Source organism: Pseudoalteromonas sp. S1612 (genome assembly GCF_005887175.1).
Lineage (GTDB): Bacteria > Pseudomonadota > Gammaproteobacteria > Enterobacterales > Alteromonadaceae > Pseudoalteromonas > Pseudoalteromonas undina.
The window spans coordinates 1-22,245 of the sequence record NZ_PNDH01000015.1; the positions used below are offsets into that span (position 1 = coordinate 1).

The following is a 22,245-nucleotide window of genomic DNA, read 5'->3' on the forward strand; positions in this document are numbered from 1 at the left end:
GGCATCGAACTACGTTCGATTATAAAATACATCCTTGTATTTTCCCCTTCGGGCCATCTTTCAGATGTTAAAAATTGTTCCTGACAATTTTTTGCCGCTTTAGCTGGTGTAATGCCAACAGCAAACCCTGCCGTCTTTTCTATATCTACTTTTTAAGAGTTTCAATTAATTCTTTGGTTAAAGGTTAGCTTACTCATTTATTTGTGAATATTACGTTAGTGCTTGGCGTATTAAATACACTTATAAACTAATCGCAAGCTATGTAATGTTATGTAAAGTCAATTGAGCAACGTTTGTTAAAGTGATTGAATAACATTCATAAATAGCACTAATCAGGTTTAAACATGATGTGGCAATATAAGCCATCTTTATTAGCAATAAGCATTATAATGCTAAGCGGTTGTGCGAGTAACTTAAACCCATCGCAGCGCCAACAAGCTCCAAATAATTTACCACAGCAGTGGCAGCAACAGGCAGCAAGTTCGGTATTAAAAGTGGATGATGAATGGTTAACTCAACTGCACACGCCATTACTTAATAAATACGTAAAACAAGCGCTTAAAAACAACCAACAACTATTACAAACCAGCTATGATGTCGCTATTACTAAGCAGCAACTAATAGCAACCGGATCAGCTCTATGGCCTAGTTTAGATTTATCTTCGCGTACTAGCCGCAGTAAAGGTAACCGGCCTGTTAGCTATAATAATGCCAGCTCTGTAAGCTTAAACTTAAATTACGAAGTTGACTTATGGGGTAAGCTGTCAGATTCAAAACGAGAAGCTAACCTTTCATATTTAGCTCAAAAAGCGCGTTTTGAACAAGCTAAACAGCAACTAGTTTCAGATGTTGTACAAGGCTGGTTTGATGTTGTGTCTGCGCAGCAGCTACTTGATTTATATAAGCGCCGTGAAGAAAATGCTAAGCAAAACCTCGATATAATTGAATCGGGTTACCGCCAAGGTATAAACGAAGCGCTTGATGTTTATTTAGCCCGCAATGAGCTTAATAACGAACGCTCACGCATTGCCACTCAAACAGCGAGTTTATCAAGTGCAGCGCGAGTGCTTGAGCGCTTACTAGGTGAGTACCCAAAAGGAGCTATTGCAGCAAGCACTGACTTACCGGTTGTTGATACCGAAATTCCAGTTGGTATTCCTTCAGAGCTCATTACCCGAAAGCCCGCATTACTTGCCAGTTGGTACGAGTTATTAGCTAGTGATGCGTCATTGGCTTACGCACATAAACAGCGCTTTCCGAGTTTAAATTTAACTGCAAGCTTAAGTGATAGTACAGATCGAGTGAGTGATTTGTTTTCTCCTTCAAGCCTCGCATGGTCTTTGCTAGGAAATATTTCGGCACCTATTTTTGAGGGAGGGCGTTTACAAGCGAATGAAGAAATTGCACGCCTGAATGCGCAAAAGCAAGAACAGCAATATTTACAAACCTTGTACGATGCATTTGCTGATGTAGAAAATGCGATATCGCAGCAGCAGTCTTTAAAAGCACAGTACACCAGCACCCTCGAAGCACAAAAAAATGCACTTGCGGCCGAGCAATTATCGTTTGAGCAATATCAGAGTGGCTTAGTCACTTACACCACGGTACTTGATGCACAAGGGCGTTCATTCGATGCGCAAAGTTCATTAATACAAATTAAAAACCAATTAATCGCAAATAGAATTAACCTACATGTTGCCCTTGGTGGTGATTTTGAAAAACCGTCAAGCGACTTAAAGAGCAATAACGATGAACACTAAAACAGCTAAAATTATTATTCCAGCCGCGGTTGTTTTTACCGCTCTTTTAATTGTATTTTTTATTAAGAGTAATCCGCCAGAGGCGAGACGCTTTAGTTCAGCACCAAAAGCAGCAATTAGTGTGTCTGTACTTGAGCTTGTGCCTCAAAGTTATCAAGTAATGATAGACAGCTACGGTACGGTAAAACCTCGAACACAAAGCTTACTTGTTGCTCAAGCATCTGGGCAAATAATTGAAGTGAGCGATGAGTTTAGAGAAGGTGGTTTTTTTGAAAAAGGCGACGTGTTATTAAAGCTAGATGATAGAGATCATCAGGCAGAGGTTAAATCTGCTCACGCTAATTTACTCACAGCAGAGCAAAGCTTATTAGAAGAAAAGGCCCGCGGGCAACAAGCACTGACTGATTGGAAGCGCCTTGGTGGTTCAAGCCAAGCCAGCAGCTTGGTATTACGTGAGCCGCAATTAGCAGCTGCGCAAGCACAAGTGCTATCGGCTCAAGCTGCCCTTGAAAAAGCAGAGCTTGATTTAGAGCGTACAAAGGTTACCGCACCTTATGCTGGGCGCATACTGAGTCGTAGTGTCGATTTAGGTCAAGTAGTGAGTAACAATACCCAACTTGCTACTATTTACGCTATTGATAGTGTTGAAATTCGCTTACCAATAAAAAATAAAGACCTTTCGTTTGTTAACCTGCCAGAGCAATACCGTGATGGTGCTAAAAACCAAGCGGGTTCGTTAGTTAAATTTAGTTCTGATTTAGTGGGGGAGCAAACATGGCAAGGCCAACTGGCACGAACTGAAGGCGCTATTGACGAAAACGCGCAGCAACTTTACGTGGTAGCAAAAATAGACGACCCATATAAATCAACCGCCAGTAATCAGTATCCAATTAAAATAGGGCAATACATTAAGGCGCAAATAGCGGGTAAAACGGTGCAAAATGCGTTGATCATTCCTAACAGCACAATTTACCAAGGTACTTATGTTTATGTGGTTGAAGGTGATGTATTAAAGCGTAAAGACGTTACTTTTGCATGGCAAAACGCCAATCAAGCAATGATCAAAACCGGTTTAAAAGCGAACGATAAATTAGTTGTTACGCCGCTAGGGCAAGTAAGCTCAGGCACTAAAGTGAGTATTTTAGGTGCACAGCCAAAAGAAAAAGTACCTAAAAATAAGCGCCCGACTCGTGAGCAGCTAGAGCAAAAAGCAAAAGAGCTTGGTATCAGTGTTGAAGAGTTAATAAAAAAACGTCGCGCAGCCAAGCAAGGAGATAAAGCATGATTGCTTGGTTTACCAAAAACCACGTTGCTGCCAACTTATTGTTAGTAACTTTGTTGTTGTCGGGACTATTTAGTTTATCGAGTAAAATACCACTGGAAGTATTTCCGTCCTTTGAAACCGATATGATAAGCGTAGGTGTTAGCCTGCGTGGTGCAACCCCTGAAGATGTAGAGCAGGGCGTGACTATTCGTATAGAAGAAGCGGTGCAAGACTTAGAGGGAATTAAACAAATATTCAGCCGCTCGTCAGAGGGCTCAGGCTCTGTAACTATTGAGGTTGAAAGCGGTTACGATCCTCGTGAGTTATTAGCTGATATTAAAAGTCGAGTCGATGCGATTAATACGTTTCCTGGCGATGCAGAAAAACCGATTGTTGCGCTGGCTGAGCGCAAAAGAGAAGTAATAGCTGTTACCGTATCAAGCGATTATGGCGAAAAAGAAACACGTGAATATGCCGAAAAAGTGCGAGATCAAATACTGCGTTTGCCTAACGTAACGCAGGTAGAGCTAAGTGGTGTACGAGACTACGAGTTAGCCATTGAAGTTAGCCAAGACACACTTCGCCAGTACAGCCTAAGCCTTGCGCAAATATCGAGTGCTATTGCTAATTCAAGTTCTGATATTTCTGCTGGTAACTTAAAAACAGAAGGTGGCGATGTACTAATTAGCTCAAAAGGGCAGGCTTATCGTAAAGATGAATTTGCCAGCATAGTAGTAAAAAACCAAGCCGACGGAACGATTATCCGCTTAGGTGATATTGCTACAATTAAAGACGATTTTGAAGAAACGCCAGTACGCACCCGTTTTAATGGTAAGCAAGCGGCGTTTATAGACGTTTACCGAATTGGCCCGCAAAGCGCGATAACCGTGGCAGACGATGTTAAAAACTACATTGAAGAACAGCAAGCCACGCTACCACAAGGTTTTAAACTAAGTTATTGGGACGACGATTCAGAGCTAGTTAAAAGCCGTATCGCCACCTTAACCAGTAATGCTTTACAAGGTGGTATTTTAGTACTGGCACTACTCACGCTATTTTTACGCCCAGCAATTGCATTTTGGGTGTTTATTGGTATTCCAGTTTCGTTTATGGGCGCATTTATCGCGATGCCAATTTTTGGTGTAACGTTAAATATAATGAGCTTATTCGGCTTTATTTTAGTACTCGGTATTGTAGTAGATGACGCCATAGTAACCGGCGAAAACGTGTATACCCATTTAAAAACGGCAAAATCGGGTGAGCAGGCTGCTATATTGGGTACTCAAGAAGTTGCGACTCCAGTTACCTTTGGTGTACTGACTACTGTTGCTGCCTTTTTACCTTTAGCATTTATTGAAGGCGCGCGCGGCGCCTTATTTGCACAAATTCCGGTAGTGGTTATTCCAGTTTTATTGTTTTCGCTAATTGAATCTAAATTTGTATTACCAGCACATTTAAAATACATAAAACTACGCAACCAAAAAGGTGAACCATCTAAACTTGAAGCGATTCAACAACGTTTTGCTGATGGCTTTGAAAGTGCAATTTTAAAATATTACCAACCTATATTAAACACTGCTTTACGCCATAAACTAGCAACGGTTAGTTTATTTGTGGGGGTATTTTTTATTATTTTAACCATGATCACCAGTGGTTGGACTAAGTTTATCTTTTTCCCACGAATTCCTAGCGAAACTGTACGAGTCAATCTAACACTGCCAACAGGTACACCGTTTGAAGTAACCAATAAATACGTGATTGATATGTCCGAAAAAGCGCAGCAATTACAAGACAAATATCGCGATCCTAATACAGGCGAAAGCGTTATTTTAAATATATTAGCCACTACTGGCGGACGCGGTGGCGCGTCTAACTCCGGAGCGGTACGCTTTGAGATTACACCTGCTGAGCAGCGTGAGTCAGATATAGGTTCGCGAGAGCTTGCTAGTGAATGGCGCGATTTAATTGGTGTTATTCCTGGCGCTGAAAGTCTAACATTTAGAGCTGAAATTGGCCGAAGTTCAGACCCAATAGACGTTCAACTAAGTGGTACTTCACTAACAATATTGCAAGATGTAGCTGATAATATTAAAAATCGTTTAACAACGTACCCAACGGTGTTTGATATTGCCGACAGTATGTCTGACGGTAAAGAAGAGTTGCGTATAGAGCTTACGCAACAAGGTTTGGCGCTTGGTTTAAACCGTGTAAATGTGGCAGGACAAGTGCGTAATTCGTTTTTTGGCTCGCAGGTTCAGCGTATTCAACGCGGACGAGACGACGTGCGTGTAATGGTTCGTTTACCTATTGACGAGCGCCGCTCTGTAGCTGATTTACAAAACATACTAATAAGCACTCCCGATGGCGGTTCTGTGCCATTGTCGCACGTGGCAACACTTACGGCAGGACAAAGCCCATCAACCATAAACCGTATTGATCGTTATCGCACACTAAACGTGACGGCTGATATTGAAAAAAACAACACCAACATGACGGTGCTTCAAGCCGACCTAGCACAATATTTAGACGAGTTAATGCAGCAATACCCAGGTGTTGATTACAAACTCGAAGGTGAAGCCAAAGAGCAAAGAGAGTCGTTTGGCTCATTGGCTTGGGCGTTAGTGTTTGTGTTTTTTATAATTTATGCGTTATTGGCTATTCCGTTTAAGTCATACATGCAACCAATTATTGTTATGAGTGTTATTCCATTTGGCATGATTGGCGCAGTAGTAGGGCACTGGATAATGGGTATGGATTTAACAATTATGAGCCTACTAGGTATGCTTGCGTTAATAGGGGTTGTAGTGAACGATTCGCTTGTATTAGTGGATTTCATTAATAAAAAACGCAGCGAAGGTGGCGATTTAATAGAGGCAGTTAAACTTGCTGGCGCATCGCGCTTTCGCCCAGTTATGCTCACCAGTTTAACCACTTTTATAGGTTTAATGCCGCTGCTGTTTGAAAAGGCGACTCAGGCGCAGTTTTTAATACCTATGGCAGTAAGCTTAGGATTTGGGATTATATTTGCGACTTTTATAACCTTATTACTTGTTCCCGTTAACTATATGCTGATGGAGCGCTTTCAAGGTTGGTTTAAGTAGTGTTAGGCATTAAAAAGACAAAGGGATAGGTGTTAGAAATAAGTTTAATATCGGGCTGTGGAAACGCAGTTCGATATATTTAAAGACGAAAGATAGGGAATGTTTAGTTAAAAAGAAATGCTTGAGAACCTAGAACCTAAGCTATAAAGGAAGGTGTTCCCCGAGAATGCGGTGCCCGGTGTCAGTCCTGAAACCTTGAGGTTTCAGGGCGGAAATCTGCGGTTTACCGTAGGCTTCTCGGTACATGCCGAGCTTGCACAATAGTAAACGAACAAAAATCCTGGTATAAAATTTATCGGCTCAGGGACTTAACCAAGCTCCTGCACCCCAGGGAACAAATTTAGTATATAAGACATATTCCAATCCTTAAACCCCAATCGTAAAAAATTAAACTGTTCGCTCAGTTTTCCTGCAAATTTAATCTTGTATTTACTTTTAAGATTGCTTTTTGAACTCAATTTGCTTTTCAATCGCTTGCTTTTGACCTCAGTCATAGAATTCATTGGAGTTGCTTTTTATCGAGTGGTAGCATTGCTTTAATTAGCAAAGCGAAGACGTCATTATGAATAACTTACCAGATTACGAAAAAGCCCAACTTCTTTTAGAGAAAAATGAAATATTTGTATCACCCGCAGAAGCGCATGGCGTTATTAGCGGCTTACTTGCTTGTGGGCTAAGCATTGACGATAAAGAGTATTTAGGCTTACTGAGCGATGTATTTAATGATGGCGAGTCGTTTAGCAACGATTTAAAACAGTTTTTTGGCCAAATTTATCAACAAGTGGTTGAAAGTTTTAATAACGAAGAGTTTCAATTTGACTTGTTTTTACCTAGTGATGACGAAACACTCATCGATCAGGCTAACGGGCTCGTATCATGGGTAGCTGGGTTTATGTTGGGTTTTGGCTTAAAGCAAAAAGATTATGGCAAGCTGTCGGCAGATGTAAAAGAAGTGATCAGCGACTTTAGCGAGATTACACGCCTAGATACAACCTTTGAAGAAACCGAAGAAGATAGCCAAGCACTGCATGAAGTGATTGAGTACGTCCGCGTATCGGCGCTATTGTGTTTTGCTGAGCTAGGCAAAGAGCAAAATCCACAAAGCAACAAAAAAACACTGCATTAATTGAGAACACAATAAAAGTAATGGGTTAGTTATTAATGGTTGAAATACAAAAGTCAGAGTTTAAAGCGCGCCGCGAGCGTTTATTAGCGGCAATGGATAATAACAGTATTGCTATAATTCCCGCTGCAACAGAGCTCACGCGTAGCCGTGATACTCATTATCCGTTTCGACAAGACAGTGACTTTTTTTACTTAACTGGTTTTAACGAACCCGATGCCGTGTTGGTGCTTTGCAAAAACAGTGATACACCCTCACTATTATTTTGTTTAGATAAAGACAAACTTGCAGAGGTATGGCACGGCAGACGCATTGGTTTTGAAAAAGCACAAAGCGAATACTTATTCGACAAAACTTATGCACTTAGTGAGCTAAATGAACAATTATTGAATTTGGTGAACGGCCAACAGATTTTATTTTATGCACAAGGGACGTATCCTGCCTTTGATGGCAAAGTATTTTCAATGCTTAACACTTTGCGCAGTGCCCCTAAAAAAGGGGATACAGCACCGAGTACAATTAAAGATATTCGCCCTTTATTGCATGAAATGCGCTTATTTAAATCGCCAGGCGAAATTAACATTATGCGTGAGGGCTGTGAAATAAGCGCTCGAGCACACATGCGAGCCATGCGTTTTTCCCACGTTGGCGCAACCGAGTTTCAACTAGAGGCAGAGCTTCATCATCACTATGCAATGAACGGTGCGCCACATCCTGCTTATGGCACTATTGTCGGCAGTGGCGATAACGCCAATATTTTGCACTACACCCAAAATAGCGACGTATTAAACAATGGCGACTTAGTACTGATTGATTCAGGCTGTGAGCTACAAGGCTACGCCGCCGATATAACACGTACCTTCCCCGTTAACGGTAAATTTAGCACTGAGCAAGCTGCGCTTTATAATATTGTACTTAAAGCGCAAGAAATCGCATTTAGCGAAATAAAACCCGGTGGCCTTTTATCTCAGGCAAATAAACTCGCTATGCAAGTACTAACCCAAGGGTTACTCGATTTAGGTATTTTAACCGGCGATTTTGATGAATTAATGGCACAAGGTGCCTGTAAAGAATACTACATGCATGGTCTTGGTCACTGGTTAGGACTTGATGTTCATGATGTGGGCGATTACAAGGTTAATAACCAAGAGCGTGTCTTAGAGCCGGGTATGGTGCTAACCATTGAGCCTGGGCTGTATATTAGTAAAGACTCAAATGCGCCTCAAAAATACCAAGGTATAGGTATTCGTATTGAAGATAACTTATTAGTAACTGATTCAGGTCACGACAACTTAACCATTAGTGTGCCTAAAACAATTAGTGAAATAGAAGCGCTAATGCAAAGCGCTAAAAACGCATAAGCTTGGAGATAAAAGTGGCTAAGCAGTTTGATGTTGTAGTAATTGGTGGTGGTTTAGTTGGCGCAAGTTGTGCACTGAGTATAAGTAAAAAAAATCCCAGCTTAAATATTGCTGTAATTGAAGCAAATCAAGTAACCACTGATTATCATCCAAGCTTTGATGACAGAAGTATCGCACTTGCCCAGCAGTCGGTAGAGTATTTACAAAGCCTCAATTTATTTGAAATGAACGCTCCCTATGCTGCGGCCATAAAAAAAGTGAGTGTGTCAGACAAAGGGCACTTTGGTAAAACCCATATACAGTGTGATGAGTTTGCAAAACCCTCATTAGGTTATGTGGTAGAGGTAAACCCATTTGGCAGAGCGCTGCATCAGCGTTTAATGCAATCAAACATATCGCTTTTTTGCCCAGATAGCGTAACAGCGATAAAACAAAACGCCGATAGTAATGAACTTACATTACAAAGTAGCGAAAAACTCAGTGCTAAGCTGTTGGTGATTGCCGACGGTGCACAGTCGCCAACTCGTAATTTATTAGGGCTCGGCTTCAATACTCAGCCTTATAAACAAGGTGCGATTATTGCCAATATAGAAGTCGCTGATGGACACCATCATCAGGCGTTTGAGCGGTTTACCCAAAATGGCCCAATGGCTTTATTACCCATGAGTAATAACCGCTATTCGTTAGTATGGTGTATGCGCCAAGAACATATTGAGCAGTATATGTCGCTAAGTGAACCAGACTTTATAAGTGCGCTGCAAACTGCCTTTGGTTATCGTGCAGGACAGTTTATAAAAGTCGGTATGCGCGCTAGTTACCCTTTAGTTTATGGGCAAATAGAGTCATTAACGACGCACCGCACAGTGGTGATAGGCAACGCGGCACACGCAATTCATCCTATTGCAGGACAAGGCTTTAATTTAGGGTTGCGAGATGTACAAGTGCTGAGTAACTTAATTGCAAACAGTGAACATGATTTAGGTAGCTATGCTTTTACTCGTCAATATTCAATCAAGCGCCGTGATGATATAAAAACCGTAATGACATTGACCGATGCCTTGGTTCGACTTTTTTCAAATTCATCACGGGTGTTAGCGCTTGGTCGAAGTATTGGGCTATTTTCAATGGATTTATTCCCTGCATTAAAAGCCCCATTAGCAAAACAATTAATGGGTCAAGTTAAACAAGGTACACGTTTATGAAACAAGTACAGGTTTGTATAGTGGGTGGTGGCTGCGTTGGGTTAACGCTGGCGCTCGGGCTTGCTAAAGCGAATATTAGCGTGGCTGTGTTAGATGCTGCGCCAACTCAAGCTCCACCTAGCGATGATTATGGCTTACGAGTTAGTGCACTAAGTATAACCAGCCAAACCTTGCTGGAGCAATTAAATGTATGGCCACACATAATAGCTGAGCGTGCTTGTACTTATACGCACATGGATGTACGCGATGCCGACAGCTTTGGAAAAATAACCTTTAATAACGAGCAACTTGAGCTTGAGCATTTAGGGCACATTGTTGAAAACGATATTATTCGCTTTGCGCTAATAAAAGAGCTTGAGCAACAAAGTAATGCCACAGTGATGTTTGATACTGAGTATCAGCAAATACATCAAAGTGAGTCTGACGTATTTATTAATTTAAAAACTGGCGAACCTATTATTGCTAAGTTGCTGGTGGCGGCCGATGGCGCAAATTCAGCGATTCGTAAACAGTTTAATATGGCGCTGAGCTTTAAAGATTACGATCACCATGCGTTAGTAGCGACAGTTAAAACCAAAGAGTCACACGCAAATACCGCACGCCAAGTGTTTTTACCAACCGGGCCACTAGCGTTTTTACCACTAAGCGATGAGCATACTCATTCAATTGTGTGGTCAACCAGCCCGAATCATTGTGATGAATTGTTAGCAATGGACGACACTACTTTTAACAAAGCAGTAATGGCTGCAATAGATGGGCAGTGCGGTTTATGTGAAGTGCAAAGTAAGCGCGTTGCATTTCCACTTAAAATGCGTTACGCCCAACAATGGGTTAATGGCAAGGTGGTGTTAATGGGCGATGCAGCGCATACCATTCATCCATTAGCAGGGCTCGGTATGAACCTGGGCCTAAAAGATGCCGCTTATTTAATTGAGCTACTAAGTCAAGACGCCAAAGAATTTGCCAGTACGCGCACACTGCGTGATTACGAGCGCACCCGTAAGCTCGACGCACAAAAACACATCGCCATGATGCAAGGGCTCAAAGAGCTATTTGAAGGTGCAAACCCAGTTAAAAAGCTGATTCGGGGAGTAGGGCTATCGCTGGTTGATAATCTTGGGCCTATAAAGCACCTGTTCGCCAAAGAAGCGATAGGGAAGTGATAAAGACAAGCAGTCAGTTTTTAGCTATCAGCTTTCAGCCAAAGAAAAACCGATGTTTAGTTTAAACATCGGTTTTTTGTTTATAGGCTAATGTCTTTAAAAAGCTATGCTTTTCAGGCGAGCAAGCTCGGCGTCTACCCCGTAAATATTAAGCACTTATCTTTATTTTATTTGTTGATATAAAGGGAGTATCCAATAATGTCTTCCCGAAACCCGAAACCCGAAACCCGAAACCCGAAACCCGAAACCCGAAACACTTATCTATCAAAGCTTAAAAAAACCTGCTTGCTTAATTATCCTACTAAGCGTAAAATGCGCGCTCATTTCGGCTTTTAAACTATTAATTCCTTGCCTTAAACCGACCGGCCGAAACGGTAGAAGGCTCTATTAACCGTAAGGAATATCCATGCGTCATTACGAAATCGTATTCATGGTTCACCCTGATCAGAGTGAGCAAGTATCTGGTATGATCGAACGTTATACTGGTTCTATCACTGAAGCAGGTGGTACTATCCACCGTCTTGAAGACTGGGGCCGTCGTCAACTGGCTTATCCAATCAACAAGCTTCATAAAGCTCATTATGTTCTTATGAACGTTGAAGCACCAACTGAAGTAATCAGCGAGCTAGAAACTACTTTCCGCTACAACGATGCAGTGCTTCGTAACTTAGTTATGCGTACTAAAAACGCTGTAACTGAAGCGTCTCCTCTTGTAAGAGAAGAGAAGAAAGAAGCACCAGCTGCTTAATTGTTTTGAGTCCTAGCATGGCACGTAGTCAGCAGTTACTATAATGGTTAGCCCATATACGAATCAGCTGGTTATATCTGGGGTAGTTTGTAAAACACCCAAGTTTAGCCAAAGCCCCGCGGGCATACCGCATTGTATTTTTGTTGTAGAACATAAATCGATGCAAGTTGAAGCAGATCTTAACCGTAATAGTTATGTTAGGCTTCAGGTGGTTGCCAGTGGTAAGCAAATGCAACAACAGACTCAACATTTGCACGTTGGGCAGGCATTGCAAGTGAGTGGTTTTTTAAATCGCCACGAAGGTCGTAACGGCCTTAGCCAATTGGTTTTGCATGCTCAGCATATAGAAAGAATTATTTGAGGAATTAATCTCATGGCACGTTATTTCAGACGTCGTAAGTTCTGCCGCTTTAAAGCGGAAGGCGTACAACAAATCGATTACAAAGATCTAGCTACTCTTAGAAACTATGTTACAGAAAGTGGCAAAATCGTACCTAGCCGTATCACAGGTACTAGCGCTAAATACCAGCGCCAGCTAGCAACTGCTATTAAGCGTGCTCGCTACTTAGCCCTTCTTCCATACACTGACTTACATAAGTAAGCAGCGGATTAACACGTTTTTAAAAGGTGTAGAAACATGCAAGTTATTCTACTAGATAAGATCGCTAACCTAGGTGGCCTAGGTGACCAGGTTGTTGTTAAATCTGGCTTCGCACGTAACTTCCTTTTCCCACAAGGTAAGGCAGTTCCTGCAACTAAAGCAAACATTGAAACGTTTGACGCACGTCGCGCAGAACTAGAAGCAAAAATCGCTGAACAGTTAACTGCAGCACAAGCACGCGCTGACAAACTTGAAGCATTAGCAGAAGTTACATTAGTATCTAAAGCTGGTGACGAAGGTAAATTATTCGGTTCAATCGGTACTCGTGACATCGCTGACGCTATCTCAGCTGTTGGTGTTGAAGTTGCTAAATCAGAAGTTCGTTTACCTCTAGGTACTATCCGTGAGACTGGCGAATTTGACGTTGCGATCGCAGTACACTCAGACGTAACAGCTACTATTAAAGTAATCGTTATTGCTGAAGCTTAATTTTTAAAATTAAGTTAAAAAAACCGTGCTTTGCACGGTTTTTTTGTGTCTAAAATTTATAACCCAAAGCAATAAATTGTTTGTTATGGGTAAAATCAAACACCTTTCTAAAATAAACCTTAATTTTCTACAAATATTTTTTATTTCATTTAAACCTTTCTATTCTTCTGCGCGTCTTATAAGTTAAATTGCAATTACATAATTATAAACAGGAAAAATTTGCGATGTTAATGGACGCTAATCAGCCAATAACTGATCAAGTGCAGCAAATGCTTATTGATCAAGTTAAAAACGGCGACCAGTTAGCCTATAAAGCGCTCTATGACATGCATAAAGCAAAAGTTTATGGCTTATGCCTGAGGCTTATAGCCGATGAGGAGTATGCACAAGATGCTACCCAAGAAGTGTTTGTGCAAGTATGGAACAAAATAGCGCAATTTGATGGACGTTCGCAGTTTTCCACTTGGCTTTATAGTGTCGCCAGTAATATTGCTATTAGTTATGTGCGCAGGCAAAAACATTGGCTTAATAAAGTAATTAGCTTTGAGCAAAGCGGAATGGATGAACAAGCTGCACATGACTGTAACGGATTAAATGGGCTAGATAAATTAATTGTTAGACTGCCTGAACGAGCAAGAATGGTATTTGTGCTTTATGCAGTAGAAGGTTACAGGCATGAGGAAATTGCAACCCTGTTAGGCATGGCGATAGGCTCTAGTAAGGCGCAATATCATCGTGCAAGGCAATTATTAAAGCAGTGGTATGAAAATGAATAAAACAAATTTTGACGACTACTTAAATGAGTCTTTAACCCAGTTAGATAAAAATATTCCACCCAAAAAAGAACTATGGAATGGGATTGAGCGCGCAATAATAGCTAATAATCAGCCCACTATTAATACTAATCAATATTGGCCAAAGCTCACCGCCATTGCTGCATGTTTTACCGCGGTTTTGGTCAGCACAGTATTGTTATTTAAAGTACCAGAGGCAAATACTGCAGTGGCAATGAGTGAGTTTTTTACTAAACAAAAACAAAGTTTACTAGTGCAATATCAAAGCCAAGCAGCATTGACCGACAATTGGCAAGTACAGTTACAAGAACTTGAAGATGCAGAGCAAGCAATAAAGCAAACTCTTGAAAATGAACCGAAAAACAAGGCGCTATTGTCTATGTTAGCGCAAGTTTATCAACAACAACTCGACTTAATTAACAAGGTGCATGCACCGCGTTGGCAACACATCTAGGAGAAATAAATGAAAGCAATAATATTTGGGATCGCTTTATTACCCATGGCCGTATTTGCTGGTGAAAAAATAGATCAGCAAATTGAGGTACCCAATGCTGGGGTGATCCACATTGAAAACCAGCGTGGTGATATTAAAGTGACAGGTTGGGATAAAAATCAATTTAAAGTAACCGGTGAACTTGATGATAAGGCACAAGGCTACACACTTAAAACACAGGGTAATAAAACCCAGTTTATTGTGAAAATGCCTGAACTTTCTAATTGGGATAATAACAACAATGGCTCAACGCTCACTATTTTTATGCCAAAAAGTAGTGCGCTAGAATTTGTGGGTGTTAATGCATCTATAACGGCCAAAGAGTTACAAAAAGGTACTGAAATTGATGTAGTTAATGGGGCTATTACAGTAAACGATCTTAATGGCGATATTAAGCTGACCACTGTAAATGGTGACATCAAGGCAAAAGCACTTAATGGTAAAGTTCAGTTTGAAACTGTTAATGGTTCGATTGATGATCAGCAATCTAGCGGCGAAGTTCGTTTTAGTGCGGTTAATGGCGATATTACATCAAACTCGACGGCCAATGATATTCGCTTAGAAAACGTAAATGGCGATATTAACTTTAATTTAGATACAATTAAAGAGTTACAAATAAGCACCGTTAATGGCGAAGTTAAGGTACAAATTAACCGCCTTCTGAGTGATGCTGATGTGAGTTTTGAATCTGTTAGTGGTAACGCTGCGTTTTATTTCCCTGCTGATTTATCAGCACAATTTGAGGTGGAAGCACACGCTGGCGGTAAAATTGACAACCAGTTAACTAACGATCAAGTACAAAAAGCCAAGTATGGCCCAGCAAGTGGAATTAAGTTTAATACTAATGGCACTGATGCTAGCGTAGAGATGAATACTATTAGCGGTGTTATCGAACTTAAACGTCAATAATTAGCTATTTTATTTTAAGTAACAAAAAGCAGGAAAAGATTTCCTGCTTTGCTATTTGCACAGCCCCGCCAAGTCGATAGAATAGAGCTATTCAATTTTAGTACTGTGAAGTTATGGCCAAACCAGATAAGCAAGTCGACACTCTTAAAGTTCCTCCCCATTCAATAGAAGCTGAACAATCTGTTTTAGGTGGTTTAATGCTTGATAACCAAGCATTTGATCGCGTAGCTGAACTTGTTGTGGCGCAGGATTTTTATACCCGTACCCATAAGCTTATTTTTGAGGCGATGACAGCTCTTGCTGAAATTGGTGATCCGATTGACTTAATCACAATTTCTGAGAGTTTAGAAAAAAATAACCAGCTGTCAGGTATTGGTGGATTTGCGTATTTAGCCGAAATAGCAAAAAACACCCCAAGTGCTGCCAATATTGACGCTTACGCAAGTATTGTTCGCGAGCGCGCCGTTGTTCGTGAAATGATTGGTGTTGCCAATGAAATAGCCGAAGCGGGCTTTAATCCTGAAGGGCGTACTAGCCACGACTTACTTGATTTTGCTGAAAGTAAAGTATTTAAAATTGCTGAGCAGCGTACAAAAAGTAGTGAAGGCCCACAAAGCATTCACAACATACTTGAAAAAACCGTTGATAAAATAGAAGAGCTTTATCAATCACCACAAGATGGTGTGACCGGTGTGAGCACGGGTTATGCTGATCTTGATAAAATGACTACAGGCTTGCAGCCATCTGATTTAATTATTGTGGCAGCGCGTCCATCAATGGGTAAAACCACTTTTGCGATGAACCTTGCTGAACATGCCGCAATGACTCAAGACAAGCCAGTGCTTATTTACTCACTAGAGATGCCCTCTGAACAAATTATGATGAGGATGCTGGCGTCCCTTGGCCGAATTAACCAAACTAAAGTACGTACTGGTCAGCTAGATGACGATGACTGGGCGCGCCTTTCATCAACCATGGGATTACTCATGGAAAAAGGCAAGATGTACGTTGATGATGCCTCAGGCTTAACACCTACCGATGTTCGCTCACGTGCACGTCGTATAGCACGTGATCATGGTGGTATTAGTATGATCATGGTCGATTACCTGCAATTAATGCGTGTACCTAGCTTGTCAGATAACCGTACCTTAGAAATTGCCGAAATTTCACGCTCACTCAAAGCATTAGCAAAAGAGTTGCAGTGTCCGGTTGTTGCTCTATCGCAGCTTAACCGTACTCTAGAGCAACGTGCTGATAAACGTCCAATTAACTCAGATTTACGTGAGTCGGGCTCTATTGAGCAAGATGCCGATTTGATCATGTTTATTTATCGTGATGAAGTCTATAACGAAGACAGTACTGAAAAAGGCATTGCCGAAATTATTATCGGTAAACAGCGTAACGGTCCGATTGGTAAAGTGCGCCTAACCTTCCAAGGTCAATTTTCTCGCTTTGATAATTACGCGGGGCCTGCTGTAGATGATGATTACTAATGCGCTTAGCCACTGCTGAAATTAATTTAACCGCGCTTGAACATAACCTAGCACAGGTAAAACGCTTTGCGCCCAATAGTAAAGTAATGGCCGTACTTAAAGCGAATGCTTATGGGCATGGTTTAGTCACTATTGCGCAACACTTAAATGAAGCAGATGCATTTGCGGTTGCGCGTATAGATGAAGCGTTAGCGCTGCGTGCAGGTGGCCTTACAAAACCGATTGTGTTGCTAGAAGGCTTTTTTCATCAAGAAGACTTACCTATTTTACTGGCGAATAATTTTCAAACTATTATTCATGACGAGATACAGCTAAAAATGCTGGAAAGTGTGCAGCTAGATGCGCCTTTAAATTGCTGGTTAAAAATAAATACCGGCATGCATCGTTTAGGTATTGCGCCTGAGCAGTTTGATATGTTTTATCAGCGCCTACAAGCCAGCCCAAATGCACAAAACAAAATAAACTTAATGACCCATTTTGCGTGTGCCGATGATGTAAAAAATACTAAAACAGTGCAGCAAATAACTTTGTTCGATAATTTAACCCAAAAGGTTCAACAAGCTCATTGTTTATCGAACTCTGCGGGAATTATAGCGTGGCCGAGTGGCCATGGTGATTGGGTTAGACCTGGGCTAATGCTTTATGGTGTATCGCCTATGGCTAATCACACAGGTAAAGATCACCAATTAAAGCCTGTAATGCGCTTAACCACTAAAGTGATAGCAGTGCGTAATGTGGGGGCACATGAGCAAGTAGGCTATGGCGGCCGCTGGCAAAGTGATAAAGCTACGGTGTTGGCTGTGGTAGCACTGGGCTATGGTGATGGTTATCCGCGTCATGCAAAAGAAGGCACACCCGTGATTATTAATGGGCATCGTTACGGTATTGTGGGTAGTGTAGCTATGGATATGATCACCCTTGATATAGGTAATAACGAGCACAACGTCCAGGTGGGTGATGAAGTGATTATGTGGGGGCCAGAGTTACCAGTAGAAGAGATTGCACAATGTGCTGATACTATTTCTTACGAGTTATTGTGTAATATCACACCGCGTGTAAGTTATGAGTACCAGCGCTAATGTTTATTATTAAAGATATGCAGTAAGTTTACATTGCTGTCATGATCGTGATGCTAGCTTACTGGGTATGGTTACTCTTTTATAAAGTAAATATCGCTAAAGCCCATACGTGCAAACTCTTGGTCGCGAAAATTGCGTACCGCCGATGAACCTTTAGAGGTCATTTCAATTTGGCGTACCATGTTTAAGTAATTAGTTAAATCGATACCCTCAGCAGCCGCAATAGCCTGATACATATCGTGGTATTTATCTTTTGCGAAGTTAATTTCGCGCGGTTGATTTTTAAAAGTATAGGTAATTCTGCGTGCCATAATAAGCTCAGTTATATTGAGTGTTAGTGTAATTTTACACTGTATTTAAGTTGCGTTGAATGATTAGTTGAAATCAAATAATTAAAAAGTTGAGTTTGAAATGAAATTATCAGTAGAGATCAGTAAATACCCGCTTCATCAAGATTATATTCCCTTTATTAAAGGATTTATTGACCGGTTAAATACCTATGATGATTTAAAAGTGATTACAAACACATTGTCGACGCAAATTTTTGGTGACTATGACTTAGTAATGTCGGTACTTAGTACTGAAATAAAACGTTCATACGAAGAGTTTGGCAAGGCTATTTTTGTTTGTAAATTTCTTTCTGGTGATCTTTCTCCTGAATAATGCTTAATAGCTTAGTGAGCCAATAATGGACTTTATTAACCAAACTCTTGCTGGGTTTACTGCGATGTCACACTGGGAATATATTGCAGTGGCTTTGTCTATGACTTACCTTTTATTAGCTATCAAAGAAAACCTTTGGTGCTGGCCTGCGGCATTCTTTAGTACCTTAATTTACACTATTATGTACTGGAATGGCGCTTTATTAATGGAGTCATTGCTGCATTTTTATTATATGTATATGGCAGTCTATGGCTGGCTAGCATGGAGGAGGAGTGGAGTAGGTAAACAGGAATTAGCAATTACATCATGGCGGGTAAGTCAACATATTGGCATTATCAGTATAACGTCCTTAGTTGCGATAATTTTGGGCTATATAATGACTAATTATACCCATGCTGATTTTGCTTATTTAGATAGTTTTACCACTTGTTTTGCTGTTGTTACTACTTATTTAGTGGCCAAAAAAGTGCTGGAGAATTGGTTATATTGGATAGTGATAGATGCCGCTTCGATGTACTTGTATTACGAAAAAGGCTATTACCCAACACTTGCGTTGTTTATCTTCTACACGCTAATGGCAGCATGGGGGTTTAAAACCTGGTATGAAGAGTACGAGCAAGAGCAAGCTAAGCCTCTAGCACAGTTATAAGAGCCACAATGACCTTTGACAATATAAGCGCTATATTTAGCGCTTTTGACCCGCAACTTAATGTTCTCAGTAGTGAGCGTTTGTATAGTGGTTTAAGTAACGATAATTTCCTTGTCCATACAGCGCAGCAAGCTTATCTATTAAAGAGTTATCGGGAACACTGGCCATCTATAGGCTTAGCAGCGCAAGCAAGCTTTGCAGAGTATAAAGTTTGTCCTGCACCAATGTGGCTCAATGAAGAAAAAAAGTTAGCCATTTTTGAATATATTGACGGTGATATAGCGCAAGACAACTTCACATCTGAACTAATAAAAAAACTGGTCAGTTTACACCAACATAATATTGTAACAGAGCCAATGGATATTAAGTTCGAGCTTGATTACTACTCTGACACCGAACTTTATCAGCAATATCAGCAGGGGGTTGAATCAGCTTTAGTCTATATTTATAGCCAACCTAGAGATAACGGTTTTTGCCATAATGATTTAGTTAAAGAAAATATTATTCTCAACACAGAGGGCATGTACTTAATTGACTTTGAATACGCTAAAACTAACGATGTTTACTTTGATTTAGCCGCATTAGCAGTTAGTTTTGAGTTAACACAAATACAAAAAGCGCAGTTATTGAAAACCTATCATGCATATTTACCTCAGCAGTGTAATTTTAGTCCTTCGATAGAAAAGTTAAAGTGTTATCAAGTAGTATTCTTAGTGCTTTGTATTTGTTGGTATTCTGCGCGTGGTGTCAGTGATAAGGTTAAAAAATTGTGTGAGCAGCTGGATTATCTAATTCAATAAATAGCCCAGCTTATCCCCAAGTAGTTATAAGTTTAGCTACAAACCACCAAATCGAGCTGCTAGCTCTTTATATTTAGCTACTTCATCGGCGTCATACTGTGGTTCGCCATTAGCATCTTCACTTTTGGCAATAAGTAAGCTTTCTCGTGTTAAGCGTTTAACTCGCTCGACTTTAACTCCTAAAAACTCAGCAACTTGTTCTGTTGACATTAACTTCATAATTACTTCCTCGTGTTTAATCTTTCCGTCCAGTGACAATAATAGATAATATGTGTCTAAAGCGTTACTGTTTTTTTATAGAATATAAATAAATAGCGCTTTTTTTACCTTTTGTTAAGTGATTAGCTTAAATTATAGACATGTAAACGAATCATGCTGGTATTTATACAAAGATGCCTTTATTATTGCGCATGCTAAAGCATTGATATCGCGAGTTGATGTGGAGGCAACAAATGTGCTCTCGTGGTGAAATGGATATCACGTGGCCCTCCGGAGGCTGAGTTGTAGGTTCGATCCCTACCGAGAGCGCCATTTGCGTTTTACTTTTTACTCCCCTTCAAAACGATCGTAGCTATTTAAATTAACTCACTATTTTTATTCTCAGTTAAATAATAATATTTGTAGCAATCTAATTTACACCGTTAGGCGTATACTCAGTGCTGCGGTTATAGTTTAATATCAATAGTCGTAGGATTTTAGTGTTAATAATTTATTATTACCCTAAACTCAAAAGCTAGACTTTTATAGCTAAATAATGCTATTAAAAGAAAATATTCCTTAATTATAGAAATCCTCACATTTATGTTAGTTACCTTACCTATATCAGAGCTTATTCCCGGCATGTACGTAAATAGCGTGACCAAGCAGCAGGAGAGTGTTGATGGTATAAAAATTAAAACCAGTGGTTTGGTACGTGATAAATCTATAATTCAGCGTTTAATTACCGAAGGAGTACTAGAGCTTCTTATTGATTTTACAAAAAGTGATGTGGCTGTACCGGCTAAATATAAAGTACAAGAAAAACCACAAGCCGCTGCTACAAATCAAGACAAGCCCGCTAGTAAAAAGCGAGTTGTCAGCTTGCAACAAGAGTTTGCCAAAGCCAGTGTTAGTTATGATGCCCACAACAGAAAATTACAAAGTATTTTTGGTGATTTAACCTCAGGTTTGTCACTGAATACTGATGCGCTTAATGAGATAAGTAATGAAATAGTCAGCTCAGTATTTCGTAATGAACATGCAATGACCATTTTAACTCGTATTAAAGATAAGCATAGCTATAACTGGCGTCATATGATCAACTGCACCATTTTTACAGCGGTATTCGCTAAGTATTTAGGGTATAAACGCGATGTTGTTCAGGAGCTTGCTATGGGGGCATTAATGCATGACCTAGGGCAGGCCAAATTACCTCAAGGAATATTCTCTAAACCTGGCAAAGTTACGGGTAACGAGATGACGGCAATAAAAAAGCATGTTGCACAAAGCCTAGGGTTATTAAAAGGTGGGAAAGGCATCACCTCTTTAATGTTAGATATGATTGTAAATCATCATGAGCGCCTTGATGGTTCTGGTTATCCTCGAGGAGTCGATGACAGCAAGATAAGTCGTCCTGCTCGGATTTTAGCGATTGTTGACGTATACGATGCGCTCACCGCAGATAGACCCCATCAAGAAGGGGATGAGCCTATTAATGCACTGCGTTATTTGTTGGCAAATAAACAGCTATTTGATGCAGAGTTAGTACAGCTGTTTATTAAGTGTTTAGGTGTTCACCCGGTGGGTACTATTGTTAAGTTAACCAATGAGCGTTTGGCCTTGGTGCTAGAAGGTAATCATTCAAATCCAATCAAGCCCAAAGTTAAGCTTTTTTATAACGCAAAACACAACCATCATGTTACCGCAAAAGATATTGATTTGAGCTCAAATAATAATGAAATAAAAATACAAGCAAGTGTAAAACCAGCTGATTATAAAATTAACTTACCTCGACTTTTAAAAGAGCATTTACTGCTTTAGTATTTTTGCATCGTCTTTTTCTGTTTGTTTTAGCAGAAATATACCCACCTAAAAAGCAATTACCCATTAACGTCATCCACAGTAATGTGCCTAATTCTACATGCAGCGCTAAGCAGCAAAAAACCAAAGAAATAATTGCCATGCTAATGGCTGCTAACCAATAGAGATTAACTGGGTTGTCACATTTACCTGCCTGCGTACACGCGCAATAATTTGCTTTATAAAAGAAATAAACACTTAAGCCACAAAAAGTAAGCGCTGTAACAATAAGTAAAATGATCACTGTTTTCTCCCTTGGTGATTTTATTGGCAGTGTAAATTGCAACGCAAGTTAAGTCAATGCAAATGAGAATTAATATCATTAGAGTATATACTCTAATATCATACTTCTGCTCCGATGAGTTTTAAATAGTTGTTAAATTGTCGTTAAAAAACGTGTTTTTTGGCCTTTTTTAGCGTTTTAGTAGGGTTTTTTATAAAAAATTAAGGTAGTGTACGCGGGTTTGAAACTCTAATAACAACACACATAGCTAT

General features: G+C 40.3%; 23 protein-coding genes, 1 tRNA gene and 1 other RNA gene. 21 read left to right on the forward strand and 4 right to left on the reverse strand.

Going from position 1 to position 22,245, the window contains the following annotated elements; all coding sequences use genetic code 11:
* Positions 1–344 precede the first annotated feature (344 nt).
* From CWB78_RS06460 to CWB78_RS06470, 3 genes are read left to right on the forward strand one after another with little or no spacing between them, the layout of a single operon-like run.
* Complete coding sequence (locus CWB78_RS06460; RefSeq protein WP_138594742.1) at positions 345–1,760, forward strand: TolC family protein; 1,416 nt, start codon at positions 345–347, stop codon at positions 1,758–1,760.
* Complete coding sequence (locus tag CWB78_RS06465; RefSeq protein ID WP_138594744.1) at positions 1,750–3,045, forward strand: efflux RND transporter periplasmic adaptor subunit; 1,296 nt, start codon at positions 1,750–1,752, stop codon at positions 3,043–3,045. Before CWB78_RS06460 ends, CWB78_RS06465 begins: the two co-directional genes overlap by 11 nt.
* Complete coding sequence (locus tag CWB78_RS06470; RefSeq protein ID WP_138594746.1) at positions 3,042–6,125, forward strand: efflux RND transporter permease subunit; 3,084 nt, start codon at positions 3,042–3,044, stop codon at positions 6,123–6,125. The genes CWB78_RS06465 and CWB78_RS06470 overlap by 4 nt, the downstream gene beginning before the upstream one ends.
* A gap of 153 nt (positions 6,126–6,278) precedes the next feature.
* Here the strand turns inward: CWB78_RS06470 and ssrS are convergent.
* Positions 6,279–6,462, reverse strand: a non-coding RNA gene (ssrS, locus tag CWB78_RS06475) — 6S RNA.
* Positions 6,463–6,687: 225 nt separating this feature from the next.
* Here ssrS and CWB78_RS06480 point away from each other — a divergent pair.
* From CWB78_RS06480 to alr, 13 genes are all read left to right on the forward strand, one after another.
* Positions 6,688–7,251, forward strand: coding sequence for a UPF0149 family protein (locus CWB78_RS06480; protein WP_008110427.1), 564 nt, complete (start codon positions 6,688–6,690; stop codon positions 7,249–7,251).
* A 35-nt stretch (positions 7,252–7,286) separates the two neighbouring features.
* Positions 7,287–8,609 (forward strand): Xaa-Pro aminopeptidase, encoded by a 1,323-nt coding sequence (pepP, locus tag CWB78_RS06485; protein WP_055012860.1) that lies wholly within the window; start codon positions 7,287–7,289, stop codon positions 8,607–8,609.
* 14 nt (positions 8,610–8,623) lie between these two features.
* A complete protein-coding gene (gene ubiH / locus CWB78_RS06490) occupies positions 8,624–9,811 on the forward strand; it encodes a 2-octaprenyl-6-methoxyphenyl hydroxylase (RefSeq protein WP_138594748.1) in 1,188 nt (395 codons plus the stop codon).
* On the forward strand, positions 9,808–10,974 hold the full coding sequence (locus tag CWB78_RS06495) for an FAD-dependent monooxygenase (RefSeq protein ID WP_138594750.1): 1,167 nt from the start codon (positions 9,808–9,810) through the stop codon (positions 10,972–10,974). Before ubiH ends, CWB78_RS06495 begins: the two co-directional genes overlap by 4 nt.
* Positions 10,975–11,380: 406 nt before the next feature.
* Entirely contained in the window at positions 11,381–11,722 is a 342-nt protein-coding gene (rpsF, locus tag CWB78_RS06500) for a 30S ribosomal protein S6 (RefSeq protein WP_008110420.1), read from the forward strand.
* A 43-nt stretch (positions 11,723–11,765) separates the two neighbouring features.
* The gene (gene priB / locus CWB78_RS06505) at positions 11,766–12,083 is read left to right on the forward strand and encodes a primosomal replication protein N (RefSeq protein ID WP_008466122.1); all 318 of its coding nucleotides are present in this window, start codon (positions 11,766–11,768) and stop codon (positions 12,081–12,083) included.
* Between the two features lie 12 nt (positions 12,084–12,095).
* Positions 12,096–12,323, forward strand: coding sequence for a 30S ribosomal protein S18 (gene rpsR, locus CWB78_RS06510; RefSeq protein ID WP_002962753.1), 228 nt, complete (start codon positions 12,096–12,098; stop codon positions 12,321–12,323).
* Positions 12,324–12,359: 36 nt separating this feature from the next.
* Complete coding sequence (gene rplI / locus CWB78_RS06515) at positions 12,360–12,812, forward strand: 50S ribosomal protein L9 (protein WP_008110407.1); 453 nt, start codon at positions 12,360–12,362, stop codon at positions 12,810–12,812.
* 224 nt (positions 12,813–13,036) lie between these two features.
* Positions 13,037–13,588 (forward strand): RNA polymerase sigma factor, encoded by a 552-nt coding sequence (locus CWB78_RS06520; RefSeq protein WP_138594752.1) that lies wholly within the window; start codon positions 13,037–13,039, stop codon positions 13,586–13,588.
* Positions 13,575–14,060 carry a hypothetical protein gene (locus CWB78_RS06525; protein WP_013464154.1) on the forward strand — a complete coding sequence of 162 codons (486 nt, stop codon included), beginning with the start codon at positions 13,575–13,577 and terminating at the stop codon, positions 14,058–14,060. The genes CWB78_RS06520 and CWB78_RS06525 overlap by 14 nt, the downstream gene beginning before the upstream one ends.
* Positions 14,061–14,069: 9 nt before the next feature.
* Positions 14,070–15,008, forward strand: a complete 939-nt coding sequence (locus tag CWB78_RS06530; RefSeq protein WP_138594754.1) for a DUF4097 family beta strand repeat-containing protein — start codon at positions 14,070–14,072, stop codon at positions 15,006–15,008.
* 113 nt (positions 15,009–15,121) lie between these two features.
* Positions 15,122–16,501, forward strand: a complete 1,380-nt coding sequence (gene dnaB / locus CWB78_RS06535; protein WP_010390854.1) for a replicative DNA helicase — start codon at positions 15,122–15,124, stop codon at positions 16,499–16,501.
* Entirely contained in the window at positions 16,501–17,580 is a 1,080-nt protein-coding gene (gene alr, locus CWB78_RS06540; RefSeq protein ID WP_138594756.1) for an alanine racemase, read from the forward strand. Before dnaB ends, alr begins: the two co-directional genes overlap by 1 nt.
* A gap of 71 nt (positions 17,581–17,651) precedes the next feature.
* Here the strand turns inward: alr and CWB78_RS06545 are convergent, their stop codons facing one another.
* Complete coding sequence (locus CWB78_RS06545; protein ID WP_004588463.1) at positions 17,652–17,891, reverse strand: DUF2960 domain-containing protein; 240 nt, start codon at positions 17,889–17,891, stop codon at positions 17,652–17,654.
* 100 nt (positions 17,892–17,991) lie between these two features.
* Between CWB78_RS06545 and CWB78_RS06550 the strand changes: the two genes are divergently transcribed.
* The 3 genes from CWB78_RS06550 to CWB78_RS06560 are packed head-to-tail and all read left to right on the forward strand — an operon-like array spanning position 17,992 to position 19,692.
* Positions 17,992–18,243 (forward strand): hypothetical protein, encoded by a 252-nt coding sequence (locus CWB78_RS06550; protein WP_010390856.1) that lies wholly within the window; start codon positions 17,992–17,994, stop codon positions 18,241–18,243.
* Positions 18,244–18,268: 25 nt separating this feature from the next.
* The gene (gene pnuC, locus CWB78_RS06555) at positions 18,269–18,892 is read left to right on the forward strand and encodes a nicotinamide riboside transporter PnuC (RefSeq protein WP_010390857.1); all 624 of its coding nucleotides are present in this window, start codon (positions 18,269–18,271) and stop codon (positions 18,890–18,892) included.
* Positions 18,893–18,900: 8 nt separating this feature from the next.
* A complete protein-coding gene (locus tag CWB78_RS06560; RefSeq protein ID WP_109875297.1) occupies positions 18,901–19,692 on the forward strand; it encodes a phosphotransferase in 792 nt (263 codons plus the stop codon).
* A 36-nt stretch (positions 19,693–19,728) separates the two neighbouring features.
* Here the strand turns inward: CWB78_RS06560 and CWB78_RS06565 are convergent, their stop codons facing one another.
* A complete protein-coding gene (locus tag CWB78_RS06565) occupies positions 19,729–19,911 on the reverse strand; it encodes a hypothetical protein (protein WP_010390860.1) in 183 nt (60 codons plus the stop codon).
* A 237-nt stretch (positions 19,912–20,148) separates the two neighbouring features.
* Here CWB78_RS06565 and CWB78_RS06570 point away from each other — a divergent pair.
* Positions 20,149–20,223, forward strand: a tRNA-Arg gene (locus CWB78_RS06570).
* Positions 20,224–20,493: 270 nt separating this feature from the next.
* On the forward strand, positions 20,494–21,711 hold the full coding sequence (locus CWB78_RS06575; RefSeq protein ID WP_054202243.1) for a cyclic di-GMP phosphodiesterase: 1,218 nt from the start codon (positions 20,494–20,496) through the stop codon (positions 21,709–21,711).
* Here the strand turns inward: CWB78_RS06575 and CWB78_RS06580 are convergent.
* Positions 21,671–21,994, reverse strand: coding sequence for a hypothetical protein (locus tag CWB78_RS06580; RefSeq protein ID WP_075170401.1), 324 nt, complete (start codon positions 21,992–21,994; stop codon positions 21,671–21,673). The genes CWB78_RS06575 and CWB78_RS06580 overlap by 41 nt on opposite strands.
* Between the last annotated feature and the right edge of the window lie 251 nt (positions 21,995–22,245).

Excerpts from the sequence above, each read along its gene's own strand:
- CWB78_RS06460 (WP_138594742.1), top strand. The coding sequence starts at position 345 with ATGATGTGGCAATATAAGCCATCTTTATTAGCAATAAGCATTATAATG.
- CWB78_RS06465 (WP_138594744.1), top strand. The coding sequence starts at position 1,750 with ATGAACACTAAAACAGCTAAAATTATTATTCCAGCCGCGGTTGTTTTT.
- CWB78_RS06470 (WP_138594746.1), top strand. The coding sequence starts at position 3,042 with ATGATTGCTTGGTTTACCAAAAACCACGTTGCTGCCAACTTATTGTTA.
- CWB78_RS06480 (WP_008110427.1), top strand. The coding sequence starts at position 6,688 with ATGAATAACTTACCAGATTACGAAAAAGCCCAACTTCTTTTAGAGAAA.
- pepP (WP_055012860.1), top strand. The coding sequence starts at position 7,287 with ATGGTTGAAATACAAAAGTCAGAGTTTAAAGCGCGCCGCGAGCGTTTA.
- CWB78_RS06495 (WP_138594750.1), top strand. The coding sequence starts at position 9,808 with ATGAAACAAGTACAGGTTTGTATAGTGGGTGGTGGCTGCGTTGGGTTA.
- rpsF (WP_008110420.1), top strand. The coding sequence starts at position 11,381 with ATGCGTCATTACGAAATCGTATTCATGGTTCACCCTGATCAGAGTGAG.
- priB (WP_008466122.1), top strand. The coding sequence starts at position 11,766 with ATGGTTAGCCCATATACGAATCAGCTGGTTATATCTGGGGTAGTTTGT.
- rpsR (WP_002962753.1), top strand. The coding sequence starts at position 12,096 with ATGGCACGTTATTTCAGACGTCGTAAGTTCTGCCGCTTTAAAGCGGAA.
- rplI (WP_008110407.1), top strand. The coding sequence starts at position 12,360 with ATGCAAGTTATTCTACTAGATAAGATCGCTAACCTAGGTGGCCTAGGT.
- CWB78_RS06520 (WP_138594752.1), top strand. The coding sequence starts at position 13,037 with ATGTTAATGGACGCTAATCAGCCAATAACTGATCAAGTGCAGCAAATG.
- CWB78_RS06525 (WP_013464154.1), top strand. The coding sequence starts at position 13,575 with ATGAAAATGAATAAAACAAATTTTGACGACTACTTAAATGAGTCTTTA.
- CWB78_RS06530 (WP_138594754.1), top strand. The coding sequence starts at position 14,070 with ATGAAAGCAATAATATTTGGGATCGCTTTATTACCCATGGCCGTATTT.
- dnaB (WP_010390854.1), top strand. The coding sequence starts at position 15,122 with ATGGCCAAACCAGATAAGCAAGTCGACACTCTTAAAGTTCCTCCCCAT.
- alr (WP_138594756.1), top strand. The coding sequence starts at position 16,501 with ATGCGCTTAGCCACTGCTGAAATTAATTTAACCGCGCTTGAACATAAC.
- CWB78_RS06545 (WP_004588463.1), bottom strand. The coding sequence starts at position 17,891 with ATGGCACGCAGAATTACCTATACTTTTAAAAATCAACCGCGCGAAATT.
- CWB78_RS06550 (WP_010390856.1), top strand. The coding sequence starts at position 17,992 with ATGAAATTATCAGTAGAGATCAGTAAATACCCGCTTCATCAAGATTAT.
- pnuC (WP_010390857.1), top strand. The coding sequence starts at position 18,269 with ATGGACTTTATTAACCAAACTCTTGCTGGGTTTACTGCGATGTCACAC.
- CWB78_RS06560 (WP_109875297.1), top strand. The coding sequence starts at position 18,901 with ATGACCTTTGACAATATAAGCGCTATATTTAGCGCTTTTGACCCGCAA.
- CWB78_RS06565 (WP_010390860.1), bottom strand. The coding sequence starts at position 19,911 with ATGAAGTTAATGTCAACAGAACAAGTTGCTGAGTTTTTAGGAGTTAAA.
- CWB78_RS06575 (WP_054202243.1), top strand. The coding sequence starts at position 20,494 with ATGTTAGTTACCTTACCTATATCAGAGCTTATTCCCGGCATGTACGTA.